The organism is Micromonospora sp. NBC_00898, assembly GCF_045207895.1.
GTDB lineage: Bacteria > Actinomycetota > Actinomycetes > Mycobacteriales > Micromonosporaceae > Micromonospora.
The window spans coordinates 450,549-476,421 of the sequence record NZ_CP108775.1 but is presented as its reverse complement, the minus strand read 5'-3'; the positions used below and the strand labels follow the sequence as shown (position 1 = coordinate 476,421).

The 25,873-nt window shown below is 75.0% G+C and carries 28 protein-coding genes; 17 read left to right on the top strand and 11 right to left on the bottom strand.

The annotated features are described in order from the left end of the window. Window positions 1-22 precede the first annotated feature (22 nt). Genes OG799_RS02295 through OG799_RS02275 form a run of 5 tightly spaced genes read left to right on the top strand, consistent with a single transcriptional unit; the run spans window position 23 to window position 4,800 of the window. On the top strand, window positions 23-796 hold the full coding sequence (locus OG799_RS02295) for a monooxygenase (protein WP_406046176.1): 774 nt from the start codon (window positions 23-25) through the stop codon (window positions 794-796). After that, window positions 793-1,371 carry a GNAT family N-acetyltransferase gene (locus OG799_RS02290; protein WP_406042594.1) on the top strand — a complete coding sequence of 193 codons (579 nt, stop codon included), beginning with the start codon at window positions 793-795 and terminating at the stop codon, window positions 1,369-1,371. Before OG799_RS02295 ends, OG799_RS02290 begins: the two co-directional genes overlap by 4 nt. Beyond that, window positions 1,371-2,180, top strand: coding sequence for a carotenoid biosynthesis protein (locus OG799_RS02285; protein WP_406046175.1), 810 nt, complete (start codon window positions 1,371-1,373; stop codon window positions 2,178-2,180). The genes OG799_RS02290 and OG799_RS02285 overlap by 1 nt, the downstream gene beginning before the upstream one ends. Continuing rightward, window positions 2,177-3,304: a glycosyltransferase gene (locus tag OG799_RS02280; protein WP_406042592.1), complete on the top strand. Its 1,128-nt coding sequence runs from the start codon at window positions 2,177-2,179 to the stop codon at window positions 3,302-3,304. The genes OG799_RS02285 and OG799_RS02280 overlap by 4 nt, the downstream gene beginning before the upstream one ends. Window positions 3,305-3,312: 8 nt before the next feature. Then, window positions 3,313-4,800: a phytoene desaturase family protein gene (locus OG799_RS02275; RefSeq protein WP_406042590.1), complete on the top strand. Its 1,488-nt coding sequence runs from the start codon at window positions 3,313-3,315 to the stop codon at window positions 4,798-4,800. 11 nt (window positions 4,801-4,811) lie between these two features. Here the strand turns inward: OG799_RS02275 and OG799_RS02270 are convergent, their stop codons facing one another. Together OG799_RS02270 and metF are read right to left on the bottom strand one after the other, a co-directional pair. Further along, window positions 4,812-5,501 carry a CDP-alcohol phosphatidyltransferase family protein gene (locus OG799_RS02270; protein ID WP_406042588.1) on the bottom strand — a complete coding sequence of 230 codons (690 nt, stop codon included), beginning with the start codon at window positions 5,499-5,501 and terminating at the stop codon, window positions 4,812-4,814. Between the two features lie 46 nt (window positions 5,502-5,547). Next, a complete protein-coding gene (gene metF / locus OG799_RS02265; protein WP_406042586.1) occupies window positions 5,548-6,465 on the bottom strand; it encodes a methylenetetrahydrofolate reductase [NAD(P)H] in 918 nt (305 codons plus the stop codon). 234 nt (window positions 6,466-6,699) lie between these two features. Between metF and OG799_RS02260 the strand changes: the two genes are divergently transcribed. Next, a complete protein-coding gene (locus OG799_RS02260) occupies window positions 6,700-8,172 on the top strand; it encodes a transcriptional regulator (protein WP_406042584.1) in 1,473 nt (490 codons plus the stop codon). After that, on the top strand, window positions 8,169-9,251 hold the full coding sequence (locus OG799_RS02255; RefSeq protein ID WP_406042582.1) for a polyprenyl synthetase family protein: 1,083 nt from the start codon (window positions 8,169-8,171) through the stop codon (window positions 9,249-9,251). Before OG799_RS02260 ends, OG799_RS02255 begins: the two co-directional genes overlap by 4 nt. A gap of 135 nt (window positions 9,252-9,386) precedes the next feature. Here OG799_RS02255 and OG799_RS02250 read toward each other — a convergent pair whose 3' ends face one another. Beyond that, window positions 9,387-9,776 carry an Rv2175c family DNA-binding protein gene (locus OG799_RS02250; RefSeq protein ID WP_406042580.1) on the bottom strand — a complete coding sequence of 130 codons (390 nt, stop codon included), beginning with the start codon at window positions 9,774-9,776 and terminating at the stop codon, window positions 9,387-9,389. A 168-nt stretch (window positions 9,777-9,944) separates the two neighbouring features. On the opposite strand from OG799_RS02250, the gene pknB reads away from it, so the two are divergent. Both pknB and OG799_RS02240 read left to right on the top strand, forming a co-directional pair. Next, the gene (gene pknB, locus OG799_RS02245) at window positions 9,945-11,930 is read left to right on the top strand and encodes a Stk1 family PASTA domain-containing Ser/Thr kinase (protein ID WP_406042578.1); all 1,986 of its coding nucleotides are present in this window, start codon (window positions 9,945-9,947) and stop codon (window positions 11,928-11,930) included. Beyond that, window positions 11,927-12,787, top strand: a complete 861-nt coding sequence (locus OG799_RS02240) for a deoxyribonuclease IV (RefSeq protein ID WP_406042576.1) — start codon at window positions 11,927-11,929, stop codon at window positions 12,785-12,787. The genes pknB and OG799_RS02240 overlap by 4 nt, the downstream gene beginning before the upstream one ends. Window positions 12,788-12,880: 93 nt before the next feature. Here OG799_RS02240 and OG799_RS02235 read toward each other — a convergent pair whose 3' ends face one another. The 3 genes from OG799_RS02235 to OG799_RS02225 form a co-directional block, all read right to left on the bottom strand. Next, on the bottom strand, window positions 12,881-13,909 hold the full coding sequence (locus tag OG799_RS02235; protein WP_406042574.1) for a threonine aldolase family protein: 1,029 nt from the start codon (window positions 13,907-13,909) through the stop codon (window positions 12,881-12,883). After that, on the bottom strand, window positions 13,902-15,308 hold the full coding sequence (locus tag OG799_RS02230; RefSeq protein WP_406042572.1) for a class II 3-deoxy-7-phosphoheptulonate synthase: 1,407 nt from the start codon (window positions 15,306-15,308) through the stop codon (window positions 13,902-13,904). Before OG799_RS02230 ends, OG799_RS02235 begins: the two co-directional genes overlap by 8 nt. A 102-nt stretch (window positions 15,309-15,410) precedes the next feature. Continuing rightward, the gene (locus OG799_RS02225; protein WP_406042570.1) at window positions 15,411-15,902 is read right to left on the bottom strand and encodes a hypothetical protein; all 492 of its coding nucleotides are present in this window, start codon (window positions 15,900-15,902) and stop codon (window positions 15,411-15,413) included. Between the two features lie 226 nt (window positions 15,903-16,128). Here OG799_RS02225 and OG799_RS02220 point away from each other — a divergent pair, with 226 nt between their 5' ends. The 4 genes from OG799_RS02220 to OG799_RS02205 all read left to right on the top strand — a co-directional run bounded on the left by OG799_RS02220 (window position 16,129) and on the right by OG799_RS02205 (window position 18,206). After that, window positions 16,129-16,554, top strand: coding sequence for a hypothetical protein (locus tag OG799_RS02220; protein WP_406042568.1), 426 nt, complete (start codon window positions 16,129-16,131; stop codon window positions 16,552-16,554). After that, window positions 16,551-17,054 carry a universal stress protein gene (locus tag OG799_RS02215; RefSeq protein WP_406042566.1) on the top strand — a complete coding sequence of 168 codons (504 nt, stop codon included), beginning with the start codon at window positions 16,551-16,553 and terminating at the stop codon, window positions 17,052-17,054. The genes OG799_RS02220 and OG799_RS02215 overlap by 4 nt, the downstream gene beginning before the upstream one ends. 215 nt (window positions 17,055-17,269) lie before the next feature. Continuing rightward, window positions 17,270-17,605 (top strand): SAV_915 family protein, encoded by a 336-nt coding sequence (locus OG799_RS02210; RefSeq protein ID WP_406042564.1) that lies wholly within the window; start codon window positions 17,270-17,272, stop codon window positions 17,603-17,605. Between the two features lies 1 nt (window position 17,606). After that, on the top strand, window positions 17,607-18,206 hold the full coding sequence (locus tag OG799_RS02205) for a winged helix-turn-helix domain-containing protein (RefSeq protein WP_406042562.1): 600 nt from the start codon (window positions 17,607-17,609) through the stop codon (window positions 18,204-18,206). A gap of 176 nt (window positions 18,207-18,382) precedes the next feature. Here the strand turns inward: OG799_RS02205 and OG799_RS02200 are convergent, their stop codons facing one another. Then, window positions 18,383-19,987 (bottom strand): glycosyl hydrolase family 18 protein, encoded by a 1,605-nt coding sequence (locus tag OG799_RS02200; protein WP_406042560.1) that lies wholly within the window; start codon window positions 19,985-19,987, stop codon window positions 18,383-18,385. A 143-nt stretch (window positions 19,988-20,130) separates the two neighbouring features. Between OG799_RS02200 and OG799_RS02195 the strand changes: the two genes are divergently transcribed. Then, window positions 20,131-20,619: a glutathione peroxidase gene (locus tag OG799_RS02195; RefSeq protein WP_406042558.1), complete on the top strand. Its 489-nt coding sequence runs from the start codon at window positions 20,131-20,133 to the stop codon at window positions 20,617-20,619. Between the two features lie 141 nt (window positions 20,620-20,760). Here the strand turns inward: OG799_RS02195 and OG799_RS02190 are convergent, their stop codons facing one another. The 3 genes from OG799_RS02190 to OG799_RS02180 form a co-directional block, all read right to left on the bottom strand. Then, window positions 20,761-21,174 (bottom strand): DUF4259 domain-containing protein, encoded by a 414-nt coding sequence (locus OG799_RS02190; RefSeq protein WP_406042556.1) that lies wholly within the window; start codon window positions 21,172-21,174, stop codon window positions 20,761-20,763. Between the two features lie 107 nt (window positions 21,175-21,281). Further along, window positions 21,282-22,085, bottom strand: a complete 804-nt coding sequence (locus tag OG799_RS02185; protein ID WP_406042554.1) for an SGNH/GDSL hydrolase family protein — start codon at window positions 22,083-22,085, stop codon at window positions 21,282-21,284. Window positions 22,086-22,291: 206 nt separating this feature from the next. Further along, window positions 22,292-22,783 carry a GNAT family N-acetyltransferase gene (locus OG799_RS02180; RefSeq protein WP_406042552.1) on the bottom strand — a complete coding sequence of 164 codons (492 nt, stop codon included), beginning with the start codon at window positions 22,781-22,783 and terminating at the stop codon, window positions 22,292-22,294. A gap of 49 nt (window positions 22,784-22,832) precedes the next feature. Here OG799_RS02180 and OG799_RS02175 point away from each other — a divergent pair, with 49 nt between their 5' ends. The 3 genes from OG799_RS02175 to OG799_RS02165 are packed head-to-tail and all read left to right on the top strand — an operon-like array spanning window position 22,833 to window position 25,470. Then, complete coding sequence (locus tag OG799_RS02175; RefSeq protein ID WP_406042550.1) at window positions 22,833-23,798, top strand: DUF4397 domain-containing protein; 966 nt, start codon at window positions 22,833-22,835, stop codon at window positions 23,796-23,798. Further along, a complete protein-coding gene (locus tag OG799_RS02170) occupies window positions 23,795-24,475 on the top strand; it encodes a sortase domain-bontaining protein (protein WP_406042548.1) in 681 nt (226 codons plus the stop codon). Before OG799_RS02175 ends, OG799_RS02170 begins: the two co-directional genes overlap by 4 nt. 47 nt (window positions 24,476-24,522) lie before the next feature. Further along, entirely contained in the window at window positions 24,523-25,470 is a 948-nt protein-coding gene (locus tag OG799_RS02165) for a threonine/serine dehydratase (RefSeq protein ID WP_406042546.1), read from the top strand. A gap of 44 nt (window positions 25,471-25,514) precedes the next feature. Here OG799_RS02165 and OG799_RS02160 read toward each other — a convergent pair whose 3' ends face one another. Continuing rightward, window positions 25,515-25,865 carry a DUF2203 domain-containing protein gene (locus OG799_RS02160; RefSeq protein ID WP_406042544.1) on the bottom strand — a complete coding sequence of 117 codons (351 nt, stop codon included), beginning with the start codon at window positions 25,863-25,865 and terminating at the stop codon, window positions 25,515-25,517. Window positions 25,866-25,873 lie beyond the last annotated feature (8 nt).

The following is a 25,873-nucleotide window of genomic DNA, read 5'->3' as shown; positions in this document are numbered from 1 at the left end:
GCGCGGCGAGGGCTTCGCCCCGATGTCGCGATTCACCGGCGAGCGTCGGCCGGCCAGCGCCCGCGACGTCACCCCGGACCTGGTCACGCTGCACGTGTGGCGGATCCCCCGGGCCGCGGTGCCCCGGGCGCTGGCCCGGATGGCGACGCATCCGCTGGGGCTGCGCCGCACCCCCGGCGTACGGTTCGGCAAGCTGCTCGGCACCGGGACCGGCACCGGCTTCGGTCCCGGCGACGCCGACCTGACCCGGTGGGCCGCGCTGGCGGTCTGGGACTCCCCCGCCGCGGCGGCCGGCTTCGACGACTCGCCGGTGGGCCGCTCATGGGCCCGGATCGCCCGCTCCTCGGCCCGGGTCGAGCTGCGCCCGCTGACCAGCCGGGGCGAATGGTCCGGCCGGCGGCCCTTCGGCGAGCCGCCCGGCGGCCGGGTCGACGGGCCGGTGCTCGCGCTGACCCGGGCCCGGCTGCGGGCCCGCCGTGCGGTCACCTTCTGGCGGGCGGTCCCGCCGGTCGCCGCCGCCCTGCACGCCGCGCCCGGGCTGCTCGCCCGGTTCGGCGTCGGCGAGGCCCCGCTGGGCTGGCAGGGCACGGTGAGCGTGTGGCGCGATCCGGCGGACCTGGTGGCGTTCGCGTACCGTCACCCGGAGCATCGCGCCGCGATCACCCGCACCCCCATCGAGGGGTGGTACGCGGAGGAGCTCTTCGCGCGGTTCGCGGTGCGCGACGTGATCGGCGACCGGACGGTGCTCGGGTGGGTCGCCGAGGGCGACCCGGAAACAGCGAGAGGACACGCATGAGGTTGGTGCGGTGGACGCCGGACGATCTCGTCCGGCGGCTGGACGACGTGGTGGCCGTCTACGGCGAGGCGATGGGCTACCGCGCCGACCTGCTGGAGGCCCGGCGCGGCTACATCGCCACCCACGTCCGCCGCCCCGGCTTCCGGGCCGTCGCCAGCCTCACCAGCGAGGGCCACCTGGCCGGCTTCGGGTACGGCTATCTCGGCGCCGCCGGCCAGTGGTGGCACGACCAGGTGCACCGGGCGCTCGACGCCGACGCCCGGCGACGGTGGCTGGCCCACTGCTTCGAGGTGGTGGAGCTGCACGTCCGCCCGCCCGCGCAGGGGCACGGCCTGGGCGCCGGCCAGCTGCGCGCCCTGCTCGGCATGGCGGAGGGGACGACCACCCTGCTCTCCACGCCGGAGGCCGACGAGCAGAAGTCCCGCGCCTGGCGGCTGTACCGCCGGTTCGGCTTCGTCGACATCCTGCGCCACTTCCACTTCCCCGGCGACGAGCGGCCGTTCGGCGTGCTCGGCCGGGACCTGCCGCTGCCCGCGCCGGGCCCCGGCGCCGCGCCCGGCCCGGCCCGGCCGTGATCCGGCGGCGGCTGCCCTGGGCGCTGCTGGCCGTCCTGGTCCTCGCCCAGATCTGCTACCCGCTCACCGGCGGCGCGACCCGGGCCGGGCTGACCGTGGCCACCGTCGTGCTCGGCTACCTGCTGTCGGTCGGCCACGCGCTGCTGCGCCGGGGTGCGCGGACGGCGGGGGCGCTGGTCGCGGTGGCCACCGGCGGCGGGTTCGCGATCGAGGCGGTCGGGGTGGCCACCGGTGTCCCGTTCGGCAGCTACGACTACTCCGGGGAGCTGGGACCGAAGCTGGCCGGGGTGCCGCTGATCATCCCGCTCGCCTGGACCTGGATGGCCTGGCCGGCCTGGCTGGCCGCGGTGCGGGTCACCTCGTCCCGACCCGGGCGGATCGCGCTGGCCGCGGTCGGGCTGGCCGCCTGGGACCTCTTCCTCGACCCGCAGATGGTGGCCGAGGGGTACTGGATCTGGCGGGACGCCACCCCGGCGCTGACCGGCCTGCCCGGCATCCCGGTCAGCAACTACCTCGGCTGGCTGCTCTTCGCCGTGCTGCTGATGGGCGCGCTGCGCCCCCTCGCCGGGCCGGCCGTGGACCGGGTCGACGGGCGGGACGCGCCGATGTTCGCGCTCTACCTGTGGACGTACCTCTCCAGCGTGCTGGCGCACGCGGTCTTCCTGCGGCTGCCCGCCTCGGCGGTCTGGGGCGCGGCCGGCATGGCGGTGACCGCCGTGCCGCTGGCGGTGACGCTGCTGCGTGCCCGGCGCGACGGCACCGACCGCCGGGAACCGCATCCGGCGCCGCGCGTCGACGCGCCGGCATGACCGCCGTCCTCGGCCTGATCGCCGCGGTCGCCGCGCTCACCGCCCACACCTGGGTCAACGCCACCCGCTGGCTGCGTCGCCCCGACGCCGGCCCGGTCCAGGTGACCGAACCGGTGGCGGTGCTGCTGCCGCTGCGCGACGAGGCCGACCGGGTGACGCCCTGCCTGCGTTCGCTCCTCGCCCAGCAGGGGGTGCCCGACCTGCGGATCGTGGTGCTCGACGACGGCTCCACCGACGGCACCGCCGACGTGGTGCACGCCGTCGCCGGCGACGACCCGCGGCTCACCCTGCTCACCGGGGTCGCCCCGCCGCCCGGCTGGCTGGGCAAACCGCACGCCTGCTGGCAGCTCGCCACCCGCGCCGACCCGGCCGCCACCGTGCTGGCCTTCGTCGACGCCGACGTGGTGCTCACCCCGTACGCGGTCGCGGCGGCGGTGACCGAGCTACGCGCGGCCCGGGCGGCGCTGCTGTCGCCGTACCCCCGGATCCTGGTGCGCGGCGCGGCCGACCGGCTGGTGCAGCCGCTGCTGCAGTGGTTGTGGCTGACCTTCCTGCCGCTGCGCGCGATGGAGCGCTCGCCGCGGCCCTCCCTCGCGGCGGCCGGCGGGCAGTTCCTCGTCGTCGACCGGGCCGGCTACCTGCGGGCCGGCGGGCACGCGGCGGTCGCCGACAAGGTTCTCGAGGACATCGAGCTGGCCCGCGCGATCAAGCGCGCCGGCGGCCGGATCGCCCTCGCCGACGGCTCGAAGCTGGCCGCCTGCCGGATGTACGAGACCTGGCCGCAACTGCGCGACGGCTACACCAAGTCGCTCTGGGCCTCCTTCGGCCGCCCGGTCGCCGCGGCCGCAGTGGTGAGCCTGCTGCTCCTGCTCTACACCGCTCCCCCGCTGGTCGCGGTGACGGCGCTGGCGGCCGGCGCGCCGAGGGTGGCGGCGCTCGCCCTGGCGACCTACGCGCTGGGCGTCGCCGGACGGGCGCTCAGCGCCCGGGCCACCGGCGGGCGGGCCTGGCCCGACGCGCTGGCACACCCCGCGTCGGTCGTGGTCCTCGGTTGGCTGACATTTCGGTCGTACCATCTGCGGAAGCGGCGCCGTCTGACCTGGCGGGGTCGCCCGGTCAGCTAGGAGGGCGCATGGCGCGGATCGTGGTCATCGGCGCCGGCGTGGGTGGGCTGGCCACCGCCGCCCGGCTGGCCGTCACCGGGCACGAGGTCACCGTCTTCGAGCGGGCCGACACCGTCGGCGGCAAGCTCGGCCGGCACGCCCACGACACCCCCGAGGGGTCGTTCCACTTCGACACCGGGCCAAGCCTGCTCACCCTGCCCGAGGTCTTCCACGACCTGTTCGAGGCGACCGGGGCCAAGCTCGACGAGTACCTCGACCTGACGCCGCTGGACCCGATCGTCCGGCACGTCTTCCCCTGCGACGGGCCGACCCTGGACTCCTGCGCCGACCCGGCCGAGTTCACCGCGCGGATCGGCGCGGCCCTCGGCGACCGGTCCGCCGCCGACTGGCAGCGGCTGTGGCGGCGGGCCGCCCGGGTCTGGGAGGCGTCGCACCGGGACATCCTGCGCCGCACCATCGACTCCCCCCGCGACCTGGCCGCGCTGGCCTGGCGGCTCGGCGACCTCGCCGCCATCGGCCCCGGCCGCACCCTGCGCGGCCTGGGCCGCAGCCACCTGTCCGACCCGCGGCTGCGGATGCTGCTCGACCGGTACGCCACCTACACCGGCGCCGACCCGCGCCGGGCCCCGGCCGCGCTGGTCGCCGTCCCCTACGCCGAGCTGACCTTCGGCGGCTGGTACCTGCGCGGCGGGCTGGGCACCCTCGCCGACGCGCTGCTCTCCCGCTGCCTCGACCTCGGCGTGGTCGTGCAGACCGGCACCACGGCCACCCGGATCGACGCCACCGGCGGCCGGGTCCACGGCGTACGCCTCGCCGGCGTCGCCGCGCCCGTCCCCGCCGACGTGGTGGTGGCCAACGTCGACGCGCTCACCCTCTACCGGGACCTGCTGCCCAGCCCCCGCCGGCTGGCCGGGCTCACCGACCGCAGCCTGGCCGGCTTCGTGCTGCTGCTCGGCGTTCGCGGCGACTCCGGGCTGGCCCACCACAACGTCTTCTTCCCCCGCGACTACGACGCCGAGTTCGACGCGGTCTTCGGCGACCCGGGACGCGGCATCCGGGCCCGGCCGGCGCTCGACCCGACCGTCTTCGTCACCGTCGCCGACGACCCGATGGTCCGCCCGGACGGGCACGAGGCGTGGTTCGTGCTGGTCAACGCCGCCCGGCACGGCAGCGCCCCGGGCGCGGTCGACTGGCGCCGGCCGGGACTCGCCGAGGCGTACGCCGACCGGATCCTCGACGTGCTCGCCGAGCGGGGCGTGGACGTGCGGGACCGGTTGGTGTTCCGGGAGATCCGCACCCCGGCCGACCTGGACGCGGCGACCGGCGCGCCGGGCGGGACGATCTACGGCACCGCGGGTGGGCTGCTCCGCCCGGCCAACCGGGGCCCGGCCCACGGGCTCTGGCTGGTCGGCGGCTCCAGCCACCCCGGCGGTGGCCTGCCCATGGTCACCCTGTCCGCCCAGATCGTCGCCGACCAGATCGGCCCCGCCTGGTAGTCCGGGTCGGGTCAGCCGGCGTCGATCAGGGCGCGGCGGACGGCGGAGAGGAGCTGCCCCAGGCCGAAGCCGGCCAGCAGCACCCACACCGTGGTGGCCATCGTGATCGTGCCGGCGGTGAGGTCCACGTCGACCAGCCCGGTCAACCCGGCGACCAGCAACCCGACCAGCGCCACGCAGACCCGGGTGGGCCGCTCCCCCACCGTCACCGCGCCGATCTCCCGCATGCCGGCGGAGACCGCCCGGGCCCGGACGTACTCGTGCAGCCAGGAGAGGCCACCGGCGGCGGCGACCAGCGCGCCCGGCGCGCCGATCAGCCAGAACGCGGTCAGCCAGGCGGCCTCGCCCAGCCGGTCGGCGACCGAGTCGTAGACGTAGCCGAGCCGGGTGGTCCGGTTGGTCGCCACCGCCACCGCGCCGTCGACGCTGTCCGCCACGGCGGCGAGCAGCACGAACAGCGACCCCAGGAACGGGCCGTTACCCGCCCGTCCGACGAACAGCGGCACGCAGAAGCACAGCAGCACCCCGACCACCGTGACCGGGGTCGGACCGACCCGGAGCCGACCCAGCACGTACCCGACGTGGTAGGCGAAGCGCAGCCAGGCGCGGACCACCGGCGCCGCCGTCCGGGGGTCGAACCCGCCGTGCAGCCGCGCCCACGCCGTCGCGTACTGGTCCCAACTCAGCTGTGTGCCCACCACGGGATCAACCGTAGAAGGGCGCTGCCGGTGTCGGCGGGACGGGTGGTCACACCCGCGCGCCGGACTGGAGGTGCTGCCAGACCTCGCGGGTGGCGGTGGACCGGTTGAGGGTGATGAAGTGGATCCCCGGCACGCCCTCGTCGAGCAGCTTCGCGCACATCTCGCTGGCCTGCTCGATGCCGAGCCGGCGGACCGCCTCCGGGTCGTCGGCGACCCGCTCGAACCGCTCGGCCAGCGCGGGCGGGAACGGCGCCCCGGAGAGCTGCGCGGACCGCTCGATGGTGCCGATCTGGGTCACCGGCATCACCCCGGCCAGGATCGGGGTGTCGCAGCCGGCCGCCCCGGCCCGGTCCCGCAGCCGCAGGTAGTCGTCGGCATCGAAGAACATCTGGGTGATGGCGAACTCGGCCCCCGCCCGGCACTTGCGGACGAAATGCGCGGTGTCGCTGGCCACGTCCGGCGAGCGCGGGTGCTTGTACGGGAAGGCGGCCACGCCGACGCTGAAGTCACCGGCGTCGCGGACCAGCCGGACCAGGTCCTCGGCGTAGCGCACGCCCTGCGGGTGGGGCACCCACTCACCGCCCGGGTTGCCGGGCGGGTCGCCCCGCACGGCGAGCACGTTGCGCACCCCGACCCCGGCGAGCCGACCGATGACGTGTCGCAGCTCGGCGACGGAGTGATCGACGGCGGTCAGGTGCGCCATCGGCAGCAGGGTGGTCTCGGTGGCGATCCGCTCGGTCACCGCGACCGTGGTGTCCCGCGTCGACCCGCCGGCGCCGTACGTGATGGAGACGAACGAGGGACGCAGCGACTCCAGCTCACGGATCGCCTGCCACAGCAGCCGCTCCCCCTGCTCCGTCTTGGGCGGGAAGAACTCGAAGGAGAAGGTCGGCTGGCCAACACGGATCAGCTCCCCGATCGCCGGCTGGGGATTCGGGAGGACCGAGGGAAGACCGAGCGCCACGCAACCGACTGTAGCGGTCAGCGCTCGAGGGACCCATGAGCTTCCCAGCGGGCGGACGGTGTCCGCCGGGAACGTCGTACCCCGGGGGTAGAAACGGGGCAGCGCGGTGGGCCGGCCGATGGCCGGCCCACGGGGGCCGCGCGGGGGTCAGCACGATCCGCGACGCGGAGCCTCCGGTCCAGTCGGCCGGATGTCCGGGTCGCCCGACCCGCGCCGACGCCCACCGGAGGACCGATGCCGCCGTTCCCGCCACCCGGCCCGCGCCTGCTCGGGCCGCTCCTGGCCGAGCTGCGGCTGACCCGCCGCTGGAGTCAGCAGCGGATCGCCGCCGAGCTCTGCGCCGCCTCCGGCGTGCCCACCCTGACCCGGCACGAGGTCTCCCGCTGGGAACGGCAGTTACGGCTCCCCGGCGACTTCTGGCTGGGCTGGCTCGCCGTCGTCCTCGACGTGCCGGGCGAGCTGCTCGCCGAGGCCGCGGCCCGCAGCCGCGGGGGCGGCACCTCGGCGACCGCCCGGGGCGGCTCCCGGTCGCGGGCGGCGCTGCTGGCCCTCGCGCAGCGCTGGCTGGCCGATCCGACCAGTACCGCGCTCGGCGGCCCGGCGTTCGGCTGGCCGGCCGGCCGCACCCCCGCCGGGTGGACCGCGGGGCCCGGCATGATCGGGGCCGGCCCGGCGGACGCGGGCCCGGCCGCGGAGATGACCGGATCGGGCGGAGCCGCGGCCGACGGCGACGACCTGGCCGAGCTGCGGCGGTGGGACGACCTGCTCGGCGGGGCGGACCTGGCCGGTCACGCGGCCCGCCGCCTCCGCCGGGCGGCCCGGACGCTCTCCGGCGCTGGTCCGGGAACCCGACGCCGGCTGCTGCCGGTGCTGGCCGAGGCGGCCCAGCTCTCCGGCTGGCTGGCCGCCGACGCGGGCGACCTGACCGGAGGCCTGGACGCCTACCGGTTGGCGCTGCAGGCGGCGGTCGCCGCCGGTGACCCCGCCCTCGGCGGGCACGTGCTCGGCTCGGCCAGCCACCTGCTCGCCGGCGCCGGGGACGCGGAGGGGGCGCTGGCCCTGGCCCGGACCGGGTACGCCGGGGCGCGCGGCGCCGCCTCGCCGGGGCTGCGGGCCCTGCTGCTGCACCGGGTGGCGCTGGCCGCCGCGCTCGGCGGGCGACAGCGGGCCGCCCGGCAGGCCCTCGCCGCGGCCGGCCGGCTGACCGGGCCGGAGCCGGGCCTGGAACCGGCCTGGCTCTACTGGCTCGACGACGGGGAGCTGGCGGCGATGACCGGGCGCACCCTCGTCGCGCTGGGCCGCCCCGGGCCCGCCGCACCGCTGCTGCGCCCGGCCGCGCAGGGTCGGGACCGCCCGCGCCGCGCGGCGGTCTACGGCGCCTGGCTGGCCCGGGGCCACCTCCAGCTCGGTGAGGTGGAGCAGGCCTGCGCGGTGGCCGGCGACGCGCTGCTCGACGCCGTCCGGTCGGGCTCCCCCGGGCGGTCGGCCAGCTCACCGACGTACGCCGGCGGCTCGCCGCGCACCGCGACGAACCGGCGGTGCGGCGCTACGCCGCGCTCCTCGCGGCGGCCCGCCCCTACCTGCCGACCGGGCCGACGGCCGCACCCGGACCGGCCCGCGCCCGGCCGCCCCGGTCGGCGTCCCGCGCGGCGCGCCGACATGGCGACGGGACGCGACCGGCGGGGACCGACTAGCGTCGTGGCGTGACCCACGCTGCTCCCGTTTCTCCCGTCGACCGCGCCGGCCTACGTCAGCGGATCGACAAGGCCCTGACCGAGTTCCTCGCCGGCCAGCGCGGCTGGATGACCGGTGTCGACGACGCCCTCCTGCCGGTCGCCGAGGCGATCGAGGCGTTCGTGCTGGGCGGTGGGAAGCGGTTACGGCCGGCCTTCGCCTACTGGGGTTACCGGGGTGCCGGCGGCGTCGACTCCGACCAGGTGGTGACCACCCTCGCCGCGCTGGAGTTCGTGCAGGCCAGCGCCCTGATCCACGACGACCTGATGGACCGCTCGGACACCCGGCGCGGCGAGCCGGCGGTGCACCGGCGATTCGCCGCCCGGCACCGCTCCGCCGGCTGGGGCGGCGACCCGGACGGCTTCGGCGACGCGGCCGCCATCCTCCTCGGCGACCTCTGCCTGGTCTGGTCGGACGAGCTGCTGCACTCCGCCGGCCTCGACCCGCGTACGGTGGCGCGGGCCCGGCCGGTTTTCGACGAGATGCGCACCGAGGTCACCGTCGGGCAGTACCTGGACGTGCTGACCCAGGCGACCGGGGACACCTCGCTCGAGCGGGCCGGCAAGGTCGCCCGCTACAAGTCGGCGAAGTACACGGTCGAGCGGCCGTTGCTGCTCGGGGCCGCGCTGGCCGACGCGCCGGTGGAGGTGCGATCGGCGTACTCGGCGTACGGGCTGCCGCTGGGCGAGGCGTTCCAGCTCCGCGACGACGTGCTGGGGGTCTTCGGGGATCCGGCGCAGACCGGCAAGCCGGCCGGCGACGACCTGCGCGAGGGGAAGCGGACCTACCTGGTGGCGGCGGCGCTGGAGGCGCTCGACGACGCCGGCCGGGAGCTGCTGCTCGGCGGCCTCGGCGACCCGGGGCTCGACGGCGCCGGGGTGGCCCGGCTGCGCGAACTGATCACCGACAGCGGCGCGCTGGCCCGCACCGAACAGCGGATCGGCGCGCTGACCGAGAGCGCCCTGGCCGCCCTCACCACGGTCGACCTGGACACCGAGGCCCGCCAGGCCCTCGTCGACCTCGCCATCGCCGCCACCCGCCGCACCGACTGACCCTCCGGCCCGGCCCGGCCCGGCCCGGCCCGGCCCGGCCCGGTGATCATGAAGTTGTTGTCACGACGCGCCAGCGGTGCCGGCGACAACTTCATGATCACCGGACCAGAGGCGGACCGGGGGGCCCGGGGTGGGTCAGAAGCCGAGGGCCTGGGCGCGACGCTTGACCTCGCGGGCGAGGTCGCCGCCGAGGGCGACGGCGGGCGTGCCGGGGAGGGTCGGGTCCTCCTCGTAGAGCCAGCGCAGCGCGGCCTCGTCGTCGTAGCCGGCGTCGGTGAGCAGGTTGAGCACGCCGGGCAGGTGCTTGAGCACGGTCTTGTTGGCCACCAGGTCGGCCGGGATCCGGCGGACACCGTCGCGGCGTACCGCGAGCAGCTCGCGGTCCCGGATCAGCTGGTGGACCTTGCTGATCGACAGGTCGAGCCGTTCGGCGACGTCCGGCAGGGTCAGCCAGGCGGCCGGGTCGGTGGGTCCGGGCAGGTCCGCGCCGGTGGCGGCCTGGTCGGCGGGTACGGAATCGGTCACCCGAACACCCTGCCACGTGCCCGCCGCGGGCCCGGCAACGGCACCCCCATCCGACGCGGCGGCCGGGAGCCCGGCGGACGGGGCGAGCGCGGCGGGACAAGGCAGATCCGACCCCGGCTGTAGCATCCTGTTCAACCTTCACCCTCCCGACACATAGACTGCCTGCCGATGGACACACAGGTCGCCGACACGTTGCTGGGCTCGCTGATCGACGGGCGCTACCGCATTCGCGGTCGCGTGGCCCGTGGCGGCATGGCGACCGTGTACACGGCCACGGACGAGCGCCTGGAGCGCACCGTGGCGGTCAAGATCATTCACCCGACCCAGGCTCCCGAGGCCCGGTCCCGGATGGCGGGCTTCGTCGCCCGGTTCACGGACGAGGCGAAGACCATCGCCCGGCTGACCCACCCGAACGTGGTCGCGGTCTACGACCAGGGCACCCACCGCGGCCTCCCCTACCTGGTGATGGAGTACGTCCGCGGTCGCACCCTGCGTGACGTCCTCGCCGAGCGGCGCCGGCTCAACCCGGACGAGGCCCTGGCGATCGCCGAGCAGATGCTCGCCGCGATCGCCGCCGCCCATCGGGCCGGACTGGTGCACCGGGACGTCAAGCCGGAGAACGTCCTGGTCGCCGAGGCGCCCACCGGCGGCCCGGCCAACCTGGTCGACAGCGTCGTCAAGGTGGCCGACTTCGGGCTGGCCCGGGCGGTCGAGGCGAGCGCCGAGGAGGAGAACGGCAACCAGCTGATGGCCACCGTGGCGTACGTGGCCCCGGAGCTGGTCACCGAGGGCCGCGCGGACACCCGCACGGACGTCTACTCGGCCGGGATCGTGCTGTTCGAGATGCTCACCGGTCGGGTCCCGTACGACGGCGACCGGCCGGTGGACGTGGCCTGGCAGCACGTCGACCGGGACGTGCCGGCGCCCTCGACGCTGGTGCCCGGCCTGCCCCGGGTGCTCGACGAGCTGGTGGCCCGGGCGACCCGGCGGGATCCGGGGGCCCGCCCGGCCGACGCGGGCGCGCTGCTGGCCGAGGTCCAGGTGGCCCGCGACGACCTGGGCAACGCGAACTCGCACACCACCGTGCTGCGGCGGCTCGGCGCCGACACCACGCCGATGTCCCAGCCGACCATGGCGGTGGCCGCCGTCCGCCCCGCGGAGCGGCCGGCCTGGGCCAGGCTGCCCGAGGGTGGCGGGCAGCGCCCGCACCGCCGCCGGGCCGCACCGGAGGGCGTCGACCTGGCCGCCGGGCTGGCCGGTCTGCGTACCCGCGTGATGGGCTCGCCCCGCGGCCGGCTGGCGGTCGTCGCGGCGGCCGTCGTGCTCGGCCTGGTGGCCGCGATCGGCGGCTGGTGGTTCGGGGTGGGGCGGTACACGGTCGCGCCGCAGTTGGTGAGCCTGAGCAAGGCGGACGCGGAGGCGCGGGCGGCGCGGGGCGGCTTCACCCTGGCGTACGCCGAACCGCGCTACGACGAGAAGGCGCCGAAGGACAGCGTGCTCGGCCAGGATCCGGTCTCCGCGGCCCGGATCGTCAAGGGCGGCACCATCACGCTGACCCTGTCGTTGGGGCCGGAGCGGCTGCCGGTGCCCGACGTGGTGGGCAAGGACTTCGAGCTGGCCCAGGCGGAGCTGACCGACGCCAAGCTGGTGGTGGCCAAGGGCACCGCCCGGTACGACGACAACCTGCCCGCCGGGGTGGTGGTGACCACCGACCCGAAGGTGGGCACGGTGGTCAAACCGGGCAGCAAGGTGACGGTCGTGCTGAGCAAGGGCAAGGCACCCATCTCGGTGCCGAACCTGGTCGGCAAGAACATCAACGAGGCCCGGGTGACGCTGGCCCAGCTCGGGTTGACCCCGGTGGAGACGTACAAGGACTCGGACAAGCCGAGGGACGAGATCCTCGGGCAGAGCCCGGCGGACGGCACCGGTGTGGAGAAGGGCGCGCAGGTCAAGCTGGACATCAGCAAGGGCTCGGCGGCGGTCGTCGTCCCCCGGGTGATCGACCTGCCCTGTCAGCAGGCGAAGCAGGTGCTGGAGAGCCAGGGCTTCCCGACGAACATCCAGCTCAACCCGAACGGCGTGGCCCGCTTCCAGAACCCGGGCGAGAACTCGCAGGTGCCCCCGGGCACCCCGGTCACGATCACCTGCCTGTGAACGCGCACCGGCCGATCGGCTCGCACACCCCCACCTCGGGTGGGCTGGCGAAGGCTGCCCTGCCGTACGTCGACGCGGCCGGCTCCGGGGTGGTGCAGGTCTACGTCTCGAACTCCCGGGGCTGGGCGCTGCCCGCGGGTGACCCGGCCCAGGACGCGCTGTTCCGCGACGGCTGCGCCGAGCGCGGTGTCCCGGTCTACATCCACGCGTCCCTGCTGGTGAACCTCGGCTCCCCCACCCCGGCGACGGTGGAGAAGTCGGCGCAGACCCTGGCGCACGCGCTCCGCCGGGGTGCGGCGATCGGCGCCCGCGGCGTGGTGTTCCACGCCGGCAGCGCGGTGGACGCGGGGCACGCGGAGGCGGCGATGCGGCAGGTCCGGGAGGTGCTGCTGCCGCTGTTGGACGAGACGGCGGCGTCGGGAGGCCCGCTGCTGCTGGTCGAGCCGAGCGCGGGCGGGGGCCGGTCGTTGGCCGCCCGGGTGGAACAGCTCGGCCCGTACCTGGACGCGGTGGACCGGCACCCCGGGCTGGGGGTCTGCTTCGACACCTGCCACGCCTGGGCGGCCGGGCACGACCTGGCCGCCGAGGGCGGCATGACCGAGACGCTGGACACCCTGGTGGCGACGGTCGGACCGGGCCGGCTGAAGCTGGTGCACGCCAACGACTCGAAGGACCTGGTCGGCTCGACCCGGGACCGGCACGAGAACATCGGCAAGGGCACCATCGGGGAGCCGGCGTTCGCCGAGCTGATGCGCCACCCGGCCACCGCCGGCATCCCGATCGTGGTGGAGACCCCCACGGAAAAGCACGAGGGCCACGCCGCCGACATCGCCACGCTCAAGCGCCTCCACCCCTGACCCCACCCGGGCGTTGATCAAGAGGTTTGCGTCCGGATCCGGACCGCGGACGACGCGAACCTCTTGATCAACGCGGCCGGCGCGGCGGGCGGGTCAGGCGCGCAGGATGCGGGTGAGGACGGTCGCAGCGCGGTCGACCGCCGCGTCGTCGACGTCGAGGTGGGTGACCAGGCGGGCGGTACGCGGGCCGAGCACCGAGATCAGCACGCCCTCGGCGCGGGCGGCGGCCGCGAGGGCCTTCGCGTCGAGCGGGTGCTTGGTGAGGTCCAGCGGGACGATGTTGGTCCGCGCGGCGGTGGCGAGCACCCCGAAGGGGGCTACCGCCTCGGCCAGCCGGGCCGCCTTGGCGTGGTCGGAGGCGAGCCGGTCGACGTGATGGGCCAGGGCGTACCGGCCGGCGGCGGCGAGGATGCCGACCTGCCGCATGCCGCCGCCCAGCCGCTTGCGGACGAACCGGGCCCGGGCGATCTTCTCCGCGCTGCCGACGACGAGCGAGCCGACCGGCGCGCCGAGGCCCTTGGAGAGGCAGACCGACAGGGTGTCGAAGAGCGCGCCGTACTCCGCGAGGGGCACGCCGTCGGCGACGTGCGCGTGCCAGATCCGGGCGCCGTCGCAGTGCACGGCGAGGCCGTTGTCGTCGGCGACCCGGCGCAGCTCACGCAGGGTGGCGAGGGGGATCACCCCACCGCCGCCCCGGTTGTGGGTCTGTTCCACCGCGATGGCCCGGGTCGGGACCGCGAAGTAGCCGTCGGGCCGCACCATGCCGGCGACCACGTCGGGGTCGATCTCCGCGCCGACCGCCGGCCAGGTCCGCGACGAGATTCCGCCGTACGCGGCCGCCGCCCCGATCTCGTACGTGACGACGTGCGCGTCGGCGTCGCAGAGCAGCTCGTCCCCGGGTCGCACGACGAGCTGGAGGGCGATCTGGTTGGCCATCGAGCCGGTCGGGGCGAACAGCGCCGCCTCGTGCCCGAAGAGCGCGGCGACCTCGGCCTCCAGCGCGGCGACGGTCGGGTCCTCGCCGTAGACGTCGTCGCCGACCTCGGCGGTGGCCATCGCCTCGCGCATCCCGGCGGTGGGCCGGGTCACCGTGTCGGACCGAAGATCAACAAGATCAGCCACGCAGCATCTCCGCAACCAGGAAGGCCAGCTCCAGCGACTGCTGGGTGTTCAGTCGCGGGTCGCAGGCGGTTTCGTACCGGTCGGGCAGGTCGAGGTCCTCGATGCCCTGGGCGCCGCCGAGGCACTCGGTGACGTCCTCGCCGGTCAGCTCGACGTGCAGGCCGCCCGGGTGGGTCTCCAGGCCGCGGTGCACCTCGAAGTAGCCGAGCACCTCGTCGACGATCCGGTCGAAGTGCCGGGTCTTGTAGCCGTTCGAGGACTCGTGGGTGTTGCCGTGCATCGGGTCGCACTGCCAGACCACCTTGGCGCCGGCCGCGGTGACCTTGGCGACGAGCGGCGGCAGGGCGTCCCGGACCCGGTGGTTGCCCATCCGGCTGATCAGGGTCAGCCGGCCGGGGATGTTGTCCGGGTTGAGCTTCTCGCAGAGCTCGATCGCCTCGTCCGGGGTGGTGGTCGGGCCGAGCTTCACCCCGATCGGGTTGGCGATCCGGGAGATGAAGTCGATGTGCGCGCCGTCGATCTGCCGAGTCCGCTCGCCGATCCACAGGAAGTGCCCGGACAGGCCGTACGCCCGCTCGCCGGAGACCCGGGTGAGCGCCCGGTCGTACTCCAGGGCGAGGGCCTCGTGGGAGCAGTGCAGGGTGACCGTGCGCAGCGCCTCGTCGTCGGTCATCCCGCAGGCCCGGATGAAGGCCAGCGCCCGGTCGATCTCCCGGGCGATCGCCTCGTAGCGCTCGCCGGCCGGGGAGTTCTTGACGAAGCCCTTGTTCCAGTCGTGCACGGCGTGCAGGTCGGCCAGCCCGCCGGCCAGGTACGCCCGGAGCATGTTCATCGCGGCGGCCGAGTTGGCGTACGCCCGGATCATGCGCTGCGGGTCGGCGACCCGCGCCTCCGGCGTCGCCTCCAGTGAGTTGATCATGTCCCCGCGGTAGGCCGGCAGGCCGCGCGCGTCGGTCGGCAGCGACCGGGGCTTGGTGTACTGGCCGGCGACCCGGGCCACCTTGACCACCGGCAGCGACGCGCCGTAGGTCAGCACGATCGCCATCTGGAGCAGGGTGCGGGCGTTCGCCAGCAGGTGGCTCTCGGTGTTGTCGGCGAACGTCTCCGCGCAGTCGCCGCCCTGGAGCAGGAACGCCTTGCCCTCGCAGACCAGCGCGAGCCGCTGCCGAAGCTGGTCGACCTCGTAGGGCGCGACGACCGACGGCACGGTGTCGAGCACCTTGCAGACCTCGGCGACCTTGGCCGGGTCCGGCCAGGGCGGGGTCTGGGCGCGGGGCAGCTCCCGCCAGCGGTCCAGGCCGAGGGCCGCGTCCTCGGCGGAGTCGACGGTCGGACGACTGGTCTGCAGTCCCGGGCTGCCCACCGCGGGGTGACTCAACTGATGCCACTCATGGCGCATGACAGAAAGCGTACGGCGACCGTCGGGGCCGCCCGTCGCCGAGGGGGACGGTTCCGGCAGTTGGGAGATCCCCGACACCGGCCGGTCGGCGCCGGTGACCGGTCAGGGGGTGACGCCCGGCTCGGGCGTGTTGCCGCCCGGGACCTCGCCGGCGATGCACCAGTCGGCGCCACTGCGGGTGACGGTGAACAGCAGCGGCCGGGTGGCCTTGCGGCTGCCGACGGCGACGGTGACCGCGGTGCTGACCTCCTGCCCGTGCGGGCTAGACCGGACGTCGGTGATGGTCGCCTGCGGGACGGTGAAGTGGTCGGCGAAATCACCGTTCGGGCCGGTGGCGGCGGCGTCGAAGGGCTCCTGCATGGGGGCGCAGAGCTGACTGCGGCCGGCGTCGACGTCCTTGGCCGCCATCGCGTCGAGGTACGCCTGCACCCGTTCGCGGGACTTGGCGGCGGCCTCCTCGGCCGGCACGCGCTGCGCCTGGGTCGCCGGGGCGCCGGCCTCGTCGTCCCCGCCGAAGCCGCAGCCGGCCAGGGTGAGCGGCAGGAGCGCGAGCAGGGCGACGGCGCTCGCCATCCTCGGGTGCGTCAGGCCCATCGGTCTCCTTCCATCGGCGCGGACATCGGGACATGCCGAGCGGCGAGTCTGTCACATCTGCGCCTGCACATGAACCGCCCGTCGCGGTCGAAATTTTCTGTTAACTTCCCTACGCTGAGTCGCCCAGGGGGCGCACCCATCAACGGAGCGTCAAGAAAGACCGCTCCTCCGTCAAATCGCCGTATCAGCGATCGAACCGCCGCCAACGTCGCGGAACGATGTTCACATGACGTCATGGCGGAGGGGACGGCAGGTCCCCGGGCCCGTGCCGGCGGACGCCGGACCACCGTCGGCCCAGGGGCCGGACGGGCTGGTCGGCCCGCCGACCGCACCGGAGGAGCAGGAACGGCGGCACGAGGCGCTGGTCGGCGTCCGGCTGATCACCGCCACGCCCGGGAGCCACCTGCTGGACTACCTGCGCACCGAACCATGCGCCGTGGGGGCCTGGTGGATCGCGGCCGACATCGACGCCGTGGTCCGGCTCTCCGCGGCCAGCCTGACCGTGCTGCACCGCGCCGTGGCGGACCTCCGGCGGCGCGGCGGCGCGGAGGTGGTCGTCACGCACACCATCCTCCGCGCGCTCGACCTCTCCGACGCCGCCGAACCACCCGCCGCGCAGGCGGCCCCGGCACGCGTCCCGTCACCCGCATGAGCCGCCCGTCCCCCGCCCCCCGGATCGTCGTCGGCGTCGACCGGTCCTTCGCCGGGTTGCAGGCGCTCCGAACCGCCGTGCAGCTGGCCCGCCGCGACGGCGCGCACCTGCACGCCGTACGGGCGTGGACGTTCACCCCGCTCTGGCGTCCCGGCACCATGCCTCGGCTCTGGCGGGAGGAGTACGCCCGGGCGGCCCACCGTTACGTGCGGGACGTGTTCCACGGGGCTTTCGGCAGCGTCCCCTGGGACGTGACCGTGCGGATCGTCGTGGAGCAGGGCTACGCCGGGCAGGTGCTGGTCGACCACGCCTGCCGGGAGACCGATCTCCTCGTCGTGGGCGCTCCTCGTCGTGGCCGGTTCGGTGCGGGCGGTGGACACGTCACCCGGTACTGCGTGACGCGGGCGGCCGTGCCGGTCGTGGCGGTGCCCGCGCCGGCGTGGGCTCGCGCGGACACCATCCGCCGCTTCAGCCGTGACCTCGAACGGTTCACCCGGTGACCGGTCTCGGGACACCGCGGATGCCATGCCGCGGCGGCCAGCCGGCGCGGTCGGCGCGGTCGGCGCGGTCGGCGCAGTCGGCGTCAAGGACGCGTAGTGATTGGCCGGATCGCCGTGCGAATCGTGTAGCGAGGCGGCAGTCCCCGCGAACCCCGGTCGTAACGTCGGGCTTCGCCGCCCGGTCGGGCGGCCACAACGGAAGGAAGGCAACCACGATGGACGAGGTCCCGGATACCTACGTCGTCCCGGTACGTACCGTGCCCGGACGGCAGTTGCTGACCGTGCGGACCGGCCGGCTCCCACAGGGGCAGCGGGTGGGTCTTGCCTTCACCACGGCGGACAAGCTCGCCAACGCGATGGGCGCGGACCAGCCGTGGACCCGGCTCTGCGAGTCCGCCCTGCGGACCATGCTGGCCCCGCTGGGCATCGACCGCATCCAGGTCGACCCGCTCCTGGTCGCGCCCCGGGTCGAGCCGGAAGCCGTCGGCACGCCCCGGCACCTCATCCCCATCCAGGCCGCGCCCGTGCTCACGGGTGCCCGGCAGGGCTGACATGTCGTCCCGCCTCATCCTGCTGCCGCCGGCACCGCTCCGCGGCCGGACGGCAGGCGACGCCGACGAGCCCGCTGTCACCGTCGAGATCTCGATCGTGATCCGCGCCGTCGAGTCCGCCGCGGAGGCCGCCCAGGACCTCGCCGAGCGGCTCTGCGCGGTCGCCCGCGGCGGAGCGCGGATCGAGAACATCCCCGCCCAGGCGGCCCACGTTGCCGGGGACACCGCGACGGCGCACCCCCGGGACGCTCGCCTCGCACCGGCGCGCCGGTTGCGGGTCGCGCCCGGACCGGCAGAGCCGGAACTCGTACTGCGACCGGTTCGACGGACCGCCCTGCTCAACGGCGCTCCGACCGCCATGACCCGGCTTGAGTACGACCTGCTGCTCTTCCTGGCCCGCCATCCGCACCAGGTGCTGACCCGGGGACAGCTGCTGAGCGAGGTCTGGGGATACGAGGACCTTTGCGGGGCGCGTACCGTCGACGTGCACGTGCGGCGGATCCGGCAGAAGCTGGCCGGGCACGGCCCGATCATCACCACCGTGCGCGGCGTCGGGTATCGCCTCGACGCCGTCGAGCGGCTCCGCGTCATGGCGGACTGACGACGCCCGGCCCGGCAAGGTCAAGACCCGGCCCACTTCAACCGGGCGTTCCGGAGGGTACGGGTTCTCGCCTCGGAAGCACCGCGAGCGGGCTGCCCGGGGCTGGACGGAGGTGCGGGCGGGGAGGGACGGGTGTGGCCCCTCCCCGCCGGGTGGGTGGTGCGTCGGCGCTCGGCTCAGCCGAGACCGCCCTTGATGGCACCGATCAGCTCGCCGTTGCCGGTGTCACCGGAGAGCTCCCAGAAGAACGCGCCACCGAGGCCCTGGTTCTTCGCATAGGTCATCTTGCCGCCGACGGTGGACGGGGTGTCGTAGCTCCACCAGTTGCTGCCGCACTTGGCGTACGCGGTGCCGGCGACGGTGCCGGTGGCCGGGCAGCTGTTCTTCAGTACCTTGTAGTCCTCGATGCCCTGCTCGTAGGTGCCCGGGGCGGGGCCGGTGGCGGTGCCGCCCGGGGCCGCCTGGCTCACCCCGGTCCAGCCGCGGCCGTAGAAGCCGATGCCGAGCAGCAGCTTGTTCGCCGGCACGCCCTTGGCCTTGAGCTTCTGGATCGCCGCGTCGGCCCAGAAGCCCTGCTGGGGGATGCCGGGGTACGAGTAGAGCGGGGAGTGCGGGGCGGTCGGGCCCTGGGCGTTGAAGGCGCCGAAGTAGTCGTACGTCATCGGCATCAGCCAGTTCAGGTTCGACGCCGCGCCGGCGTAGTCGGTGGCGTCGATCTTGCCGCCGCTGCTGCCGTCGGCGGTGATCGCCGCGGTGACCAGCGCGCTGGAGCCGAATTTCGCCCGCAGGGCGCTGATCACGTTCTTGAACGCGTTCGGGCCGCTGCTGTCGCACTGGAGGCCGCAGGCGTTGGGGTACTCCCAGTCGATGTCGATGCCGTCGAAGACGTCCGCCCAGCGCGGGTCCTTCACCAGGGCGTAGCAGGAGTCGGCGAAGGCGGCCGGATTCTGCGCGGCCTGGGTGAAGCCGGCCGACCAGGTCCAGCCGCCGAAGGACCAGAGCACCTTCAGGTTCGGGTACATCCTCTTCAGTTTGCGGAGCTGGTTGAAGCTGCCGCGCAGCGGCTGGTCCCAGGTGTCGGCGACGCCGTCCACACTGTCCGCCGCGGTGTACGCCTTGTCGTAGTCGGCGTAGCTGTCACCGATGCTGCACCGGCCGCCCGTGGTGTTGCCGAAGGCGTACAGGATGTGGGTGAGCTTGGCGGCGGACCCGCTGGTGTGGATGTTCTTGACGTGGTAGTTGCGGCCGTAGACGCCCCACTCGGCGAAGTAGCCGACCACCTTCTTGTCCCCGGTGGGCGGCGGCGTGGTGGGCGGCGGGGTGGTCGGGGAGGCCGTGGGCGAGGTCGTCGGGGATGGCGGGGTGGTGGTCGGGGTGCCGCCACCGGAGCAGGACGCGCCGTTGACGGTGCAGTTCAGCGGCCCGGCGTACGGGCCGGTGCCGTTGTAGCCCCAGCTGAAGCTCACCCCGGGGGCGAGCGGACCGGCCCAGCTCTTCTTGACCGCGACGTAGTGGTTGCCGCTGCTGGTGACGTCGGCGTCCCAGAAGCTGCTGATCGTGGTGCCCGAGGGCAGGTCGAACTCGATGCGCCAGGTGTCGACGCTGGCGCTGGTGCCGTTGGTGACGGTCACCTTCGTCTCGTGACCGGTCCCCCAGTCCTGGACCTTGGCGAACGTGGCGGTCACGCTGCCGGCGGCGGAGGCGGTGGCCATCGGCACCGCCGCGACCGCCAGCGCGACCACGGCACCGGCCCAGAGGGCCCGGCGGAGCGATCTCTTCATGTGACGCCTCCCCAAACAGTTAGGAAACCTTCCAGATTGGATGCTGAGACGCTACTCACGCCGTCAACACTTAGTCAAGATGTGCATACATCGATTTCTGCGGTCGCCGCCGGGCCCGTCCGGGAGGCGCGTAGCCTCGCGACATGACCGTTTTCGACGTCCAGATCGACGCCCTCGGCGGCGGCCCCGCCGACCTTTCGCAGTACCGGGGCCGCGCCCTGCTGGTGGTCAACGTGGCCTCCCGGTGCGGCCTGACCCCCCAGTACGCCGGCCTCCAGACCCTCGCGGACTCCTACGCCGACCGGGGCCTGACGGTGCTCGGGGTGCCGTGCAACCAGTTCGCCGGGCAGGAGCCCGGCACGGCCGACGAGATCAGCGAGTTCTGCCAGGTCAACTACGGCGTGACGTTCCCGCTCACGGAGAAGGTCGACGTCAACGGGCCGGCCCGGCACCCGCTCTACGGCGAGCTGGTGTCCACGCCGGACGCCGAGGGGTACACCGGCGACATTCGGTGGAACTTCGAGAAGTTCCTCGTCGCCCCCGACGGCACGGTGGCCGCCCGGTTCGCCCCGACGGTGACCCCGGACGCCCCCGAGCTGCGCGCCGCCGTCGAGAAGGTCCTCCCGGCCTGACGCCGCCAACCACGGTCGGGCCGCCGGCCGGGCCGGGCGATCGACAGGCCCGGGGCGACGCCGCGCCCGGGGTCTGTCGGTCCGGTCAGGTCAGCCGCAGCGCTGACCGTTGAGCGTGACGGCGGCCCGCACCGGCCCGGCTCAGCCCGCCAGGGCGGCCCGGACAATGGCCAGCTCGGCGACGAACTCGTTCGGCTCGCCGGCCTCGGCCCAGAGCTCGGCCAGCTCCGAGTCGTCGGCCACCACCCGGTCGAGCGCCTGGACGGCCAGCGGCCGTAACCGGTCCGGCAGGTCCGCCCGCCCGCCCGCGGTGAGGAAGTCCGGCGCGTACGCCGAGTCGACGCGCGGGACGCCCGGCAGGTGGGCGGCGACGACGGCGGCCGCGGCGACCGCCTCGACGGCGAGGTCGGAATCCAGGGGGCCGGGCTCGTCAAGGGCCGCCCGCAGCGCCCGCTCCACCAGCGCCGGGCGCCGCTCGGGCGCGGCGTCGTCCAGCTCGCCGCACCAGTCCGCCGCCGTGTCGTTGTCGAACGGTCCCGCCGCCCAGGTGCCCATCGATCCCCCGCTTCCGCTCCCGTGTGGAGGACCGAAGGCTAACTGCGGGGTCCGACAATCGGCCTCGCGTCCGGGACGGGCCGGTCCCGCCCCGGACGCGGGCCCGGTCAGCCGGCCGCGCCGCGGAAGACCGGGTAGTAGCCGCCGGCCTGCCCGGCGGCCGTCGGGTGGTAGGAGATGCCGAGGTTTGTGTAGTTCAACGCGTGCAGCCACTTCTCCCCGTAGCCGCAGAGCTGGTGGCCGACGAAGATCGACCGGACGTCGGCGAAGGTGAAGCCGGCGGCCGCCGCGGCGCTGCGGGTGATGTCGTCGACCAGGTTGATCCCCTCGTTGATCTTCGCGCGGGAGGTGTCGCCCAGCCCCACGCAGAGGGTGTCGAGCTGATAGAAGACCGGGTAGCCGACGACCACCACCCGGGCCGAGGGGGCGCGACTCCTGATTCCGTTGTAGACGTTGGCCAGCAGGCCGGACAGCTGGGCCCGGGCCTTGTCCTCGGCGGCCTGGACGGCGGCCACGCACTCGGTGGTGCCGTAGAGCACGCAGGTGGTCATGATGTTGGCGAAGCCGACGTCGTTGCCGCCGACGGTGACGCTGACCAGCGTGGTGGTCGAGCCGAGGGCGGCGAGCTGGCCGTTGACCACGTCCGTGGTGCGCGCGCCCGAGCAGGCCACCGAGCGGTACGAGGCCGGCCGGACGCTGGTGTTGTAGAGGGCGGGATAGGCGTTGGTGCTGCGCTGGCAGGAGCCGCTCTCGGCGGTGTAGCTGCCGGCGCCCACGCCGGAGGCGTACGAGTCGCCGAGGGCGACGTACCGATCGGTGGGGGCGGCCTGGGCCGGAACGGCCAGGGCGAGCGTGGCGCCGAGGGACGTCGCCAGACTCAGGGCGAGGGTTACCAGACGGGATCTCCGCACGTCGCACTCCAGGGGTGGGAAGTGGTGGTGGGAGATAGATATCAATGAGTTGGGATCTTGCGAAAGCCCGGTGATTCGCGCCAGAAGCTCATAGAAGCTCATAGATACAAATCATTGCCAGCCGTATGCTGTGGCGTGAAGGATTTCGCCACCGACAACCGGCCACGGTGGTCGGGAACGCCCGCGGCCACCGCCGCGCCCGGCGGTCAGTCCACCGGATCGGCCGGGAGGGCCAGCCGCATCGCCGGGTCGCGGGTGAGCTGGAAACCGAGCGACCGGTAGAGGGGCTGCGCCGACGCGGAGGTGCGCAGGTCGACCGTGCGCACCCCGCGATCGTGATACCAGTCCAGCAACGCCGTCAGGCACGCCCGGGAGTAGCCGCGCCGGCGGTGGCGCGGGTCGGTGCAGACGTTGAAGACGTAGCCCACCCGACCGCTCGGGTTGGCCGGACCGCCGAGCCGCCGCTCGATCGTGCCGGCGGCGCAGGCGGCCAGCGTTCCCGGCGCGTCCGGGGCGTCGACCACGAACGCCGTCATCGATCCGTCGGGATCGCCCAGGCGTTCCCGCAGGGCCTCCCGCGCAGTGTCCCGCCACGGGCCCGGCGGCGGTTCCGTCCCGGCCATCGACGCCAGCATCAGCCCGCGCAGCCGGACCAGCTCGGCAGCGTCCTCGCCGGTCGCCCGACGTGCCTCGATCATGGACCGGACCGTACCGGGGTGGGTCGCGTCGCCGCCGGCCGGGTCCGCCGTGGACGGACAGCGTGTCCGACCGGCCGGACGGACGACTTGCGGCCTGGTCCCGTGGACGGGACCCTGGAGGCCGGGCCGGACCGGCCGGACCGCTCCCGGAGGCGACAAGCACCTGCTCCGTACCGCGCCGCGCCGGCTGCTGGCCGCCGCGGGCGCCCTGCTGCTCGGCGCCGCGCTCACCGCGCCCGCCACGCCCGCCGGCGCCGCCACCCGGCAGGAAACCGTCGGGTACGTGCGCCTCGCGCACCTCTCCCCCGACACCCCCGCGGTGGACGTCTACCTCTCCGCGCCGGGCGCCGCCGAGCCGCGGGTCTTCCCCGGCGTCGGGTACGGGGTGGTGTCGGCGTACCTGCCGCTGCCGGCCGGGCGCTACGCGGTGGCGATGCGCGGGGCGGGCGCCCCGGCCGACCAGCCGCCGGTGCTCACCACCGAGGTCGCGGTCACGCCCGGCGCGGCGTACACGGTGGCCGGGGTGGGCCGGCACGCCGACCTGGGGCTGCGGGTCATCACCGACGACCTGAGCGCCCCCGCCGGCGGGCAGGCCAAGGTGCGGGTGGTGCAGGCCTCGGTACGCGCGCCGGTGCTGGACGTCGCCGCCGCCGACGGGCCGACCATCGCCGACGCGGTCCGCTTCGCCACCACCACCGACTACCGCGAGGTCCAGCCGGGTCGCTGGCGCCTGCGGCTGGGCGGCGGCACCGGGCCGAGCACGGACACCGAGGTAAACCTCCACGGTGGAGTCGTCTACTCGCTGCTGGTGCTCGACGCGAAGAGCGGCGGACTCACCGCCGAGTTGCGCCAGGACGCCAGCGGCGGCACCGTGGTCCCGGCCGGGGGCATCGACACCGGCGCGGGCGGGCTGGCCGGCCCGCCCGCGGGGACGTACGCGATGATCGCCGGCGGCCTGCTCGCGGGCGCCGCGCTGCTCGGGGTGGCGTGGCGTCGCCGGCGCGCCACCTGGTGACCACCGGGCCGGGCCCCGCGATCCGACGGCACCGCGCCCGCCGGGCGCCCCGGGCCGCGCTCGGCGCGGCCGGCGTGGCGCTCTGCCTGGCCGCCGGCACCGGCGTCGGCCTGGCCGGCACCACCGGCCCGCCATCGGCTGCGGCCCCACCGGCGGCCGCCGCCTGGCGGCCCGGCTGCGCCACCGACTGTCCGACCCCGGTCCCGGACCGACCTGCGGGCGCACCGGACCGGGTACGCGTGCCCCGGATCGGCGTCGACTCGCCGCTGACCGTGCTCGGGCTCGACCGCGCCGGCGCACTCGTCCCCCCGGCCGACTTCGCCCGGGCCGGCTGGTACGGCGGCGGACCGTCCCCCGGCGACCCCGGGCCGGCCGTGCTCGCCGGCCACCTCGACTCCCGCGCCGGCCCGGCCGTCTTCGCCCACCTCGGCGAGCTGCGCCCCGGCGACCGGGTCGAGGTGCGGCGGGGCGACCCGGTGGCTGACGTTCCGCGTCACCGGGTCGCTGCGCGTCGCCAAGGACCGCTTCCCCACCGCCCGGGTGTACGGCCCCACCTCCGGGCCGGAGTTGCGCCTGGTCACCTGCGGCGGCGACTTCGACCGCCGGCGCGGCCACTACCGCGACAAGTGGTGGTCTTCGCGGTCGCCGAGTCCCCGGCCGACCCGCTGCCCGGCTGACCCCCCGCGGGCTCCGCCGCGCCGCCCGGCGGGCTAGGCTCCCGCGAATGCGGCTGGTGACGGGCGACGACATCACGGCGGCCGAGAAGCGCCTCGACGGGCGGGTGGTCCGGACCCCGCTGCTCGCGGCCGCCCCGCTCAACGCGGAACTGGGCCTGCGGATCTCGGTGAAGGCGGAGAACCTCCAGCACACCGGCAGCTTCAAGGCCCGGGGCGCGATGAACGCGCTGCTCGCCCGCGCCGAACGCGAGGGCATGCCCGCCGGGCTGGTGGCCTTCTCCGCCGGCAACCACGCGATCGCGGTGGCCTTCGTCGGCCGCGCCTTCGGACTGCCCACCGTGGTCTGCATGCCGCCGGGCGCCGTGCCCACCAAGGTGGACACGGTCCGCCGGCTCGGCGCCGAGGTGGTCCTCACCCACGACCTGCTGGACACCGCGCAAGGGCTCGCGGCCGAACGCCGCTACCACCTGCTGCCGCCCTTCGACGACCCCGACGTGATCGCCGGCCAGGCCACCATCGGGCGGGAGCTGCTGGCCGACGGTCCGGTCCCGGCCGTGGTGCTGGTGCCGGTCGGCGGTGGGGGCCTGATCAGCGGCATCGCGGCGGCCGTGAAGAAGGCGTCCCCCACCACCCGGATCGTCGGGGTGGAACCGGACGGCGCGAACGCGATGTCGTACGCCCTGCGCACCGGCACGCCCACCCCGCCGGTACGGCCCGTCTCCGTCGCCGACGGTCTGGCCGCCCCGTTCGCCGGTCGGCACACCCTGGCCCACGTCCGGGCGCTCGTCGACGACCTGGTGGAGGTGCCGGAGGAGTCGATCCTGCCCGCCTGGTCCGACCTGGTGGACGCGACGAAGCTGCTCGTCGAGCCGGCCGCCGCGGTGACCCTGGCGGCGCTGCGCGCGGGTCTGGTCAAGGTGGCCCCCGGCGACCGGACCGTCCTGGTCCTCAGCGGCGGAAACGTCGACCTGTCCCGGCTCGCCTCCCTCGGCTGACGCCGGCTCGCCCGTCGGCTGGCGGCGCTGCGGCCGGTCCCCGGTCAGACCGGGTGCCGGCCGGCGAAGCCGCACTCCACCCGGTGGTACCAGCGCACGTCGGAGTCGCCCTCCAGCCAGCACCAGAGCACCTGGCGGCCGTCCCGCTCGCCGGGGAAGTCCAGCAGCACCGGCGCGATCCCCTTGACCTGGATCTCATGGGTGTGGAACTCGTCCACGATGGCGTGCAGCCGGGCTTCGAGGGCCTTCACCTCGGCCAGCCCGCCGAGCACGCTGGCCCCGTGGTCGGCCAGGTCGACCCGCAGCTCGGCCAGGTCGGCCCGGAGCCGGATCAACTCGTCGACGCGCGGCCGCAGGGTGGCCACCAGATGGCGCGCCTGGGCGAGAGTGAACACCGCGCCAG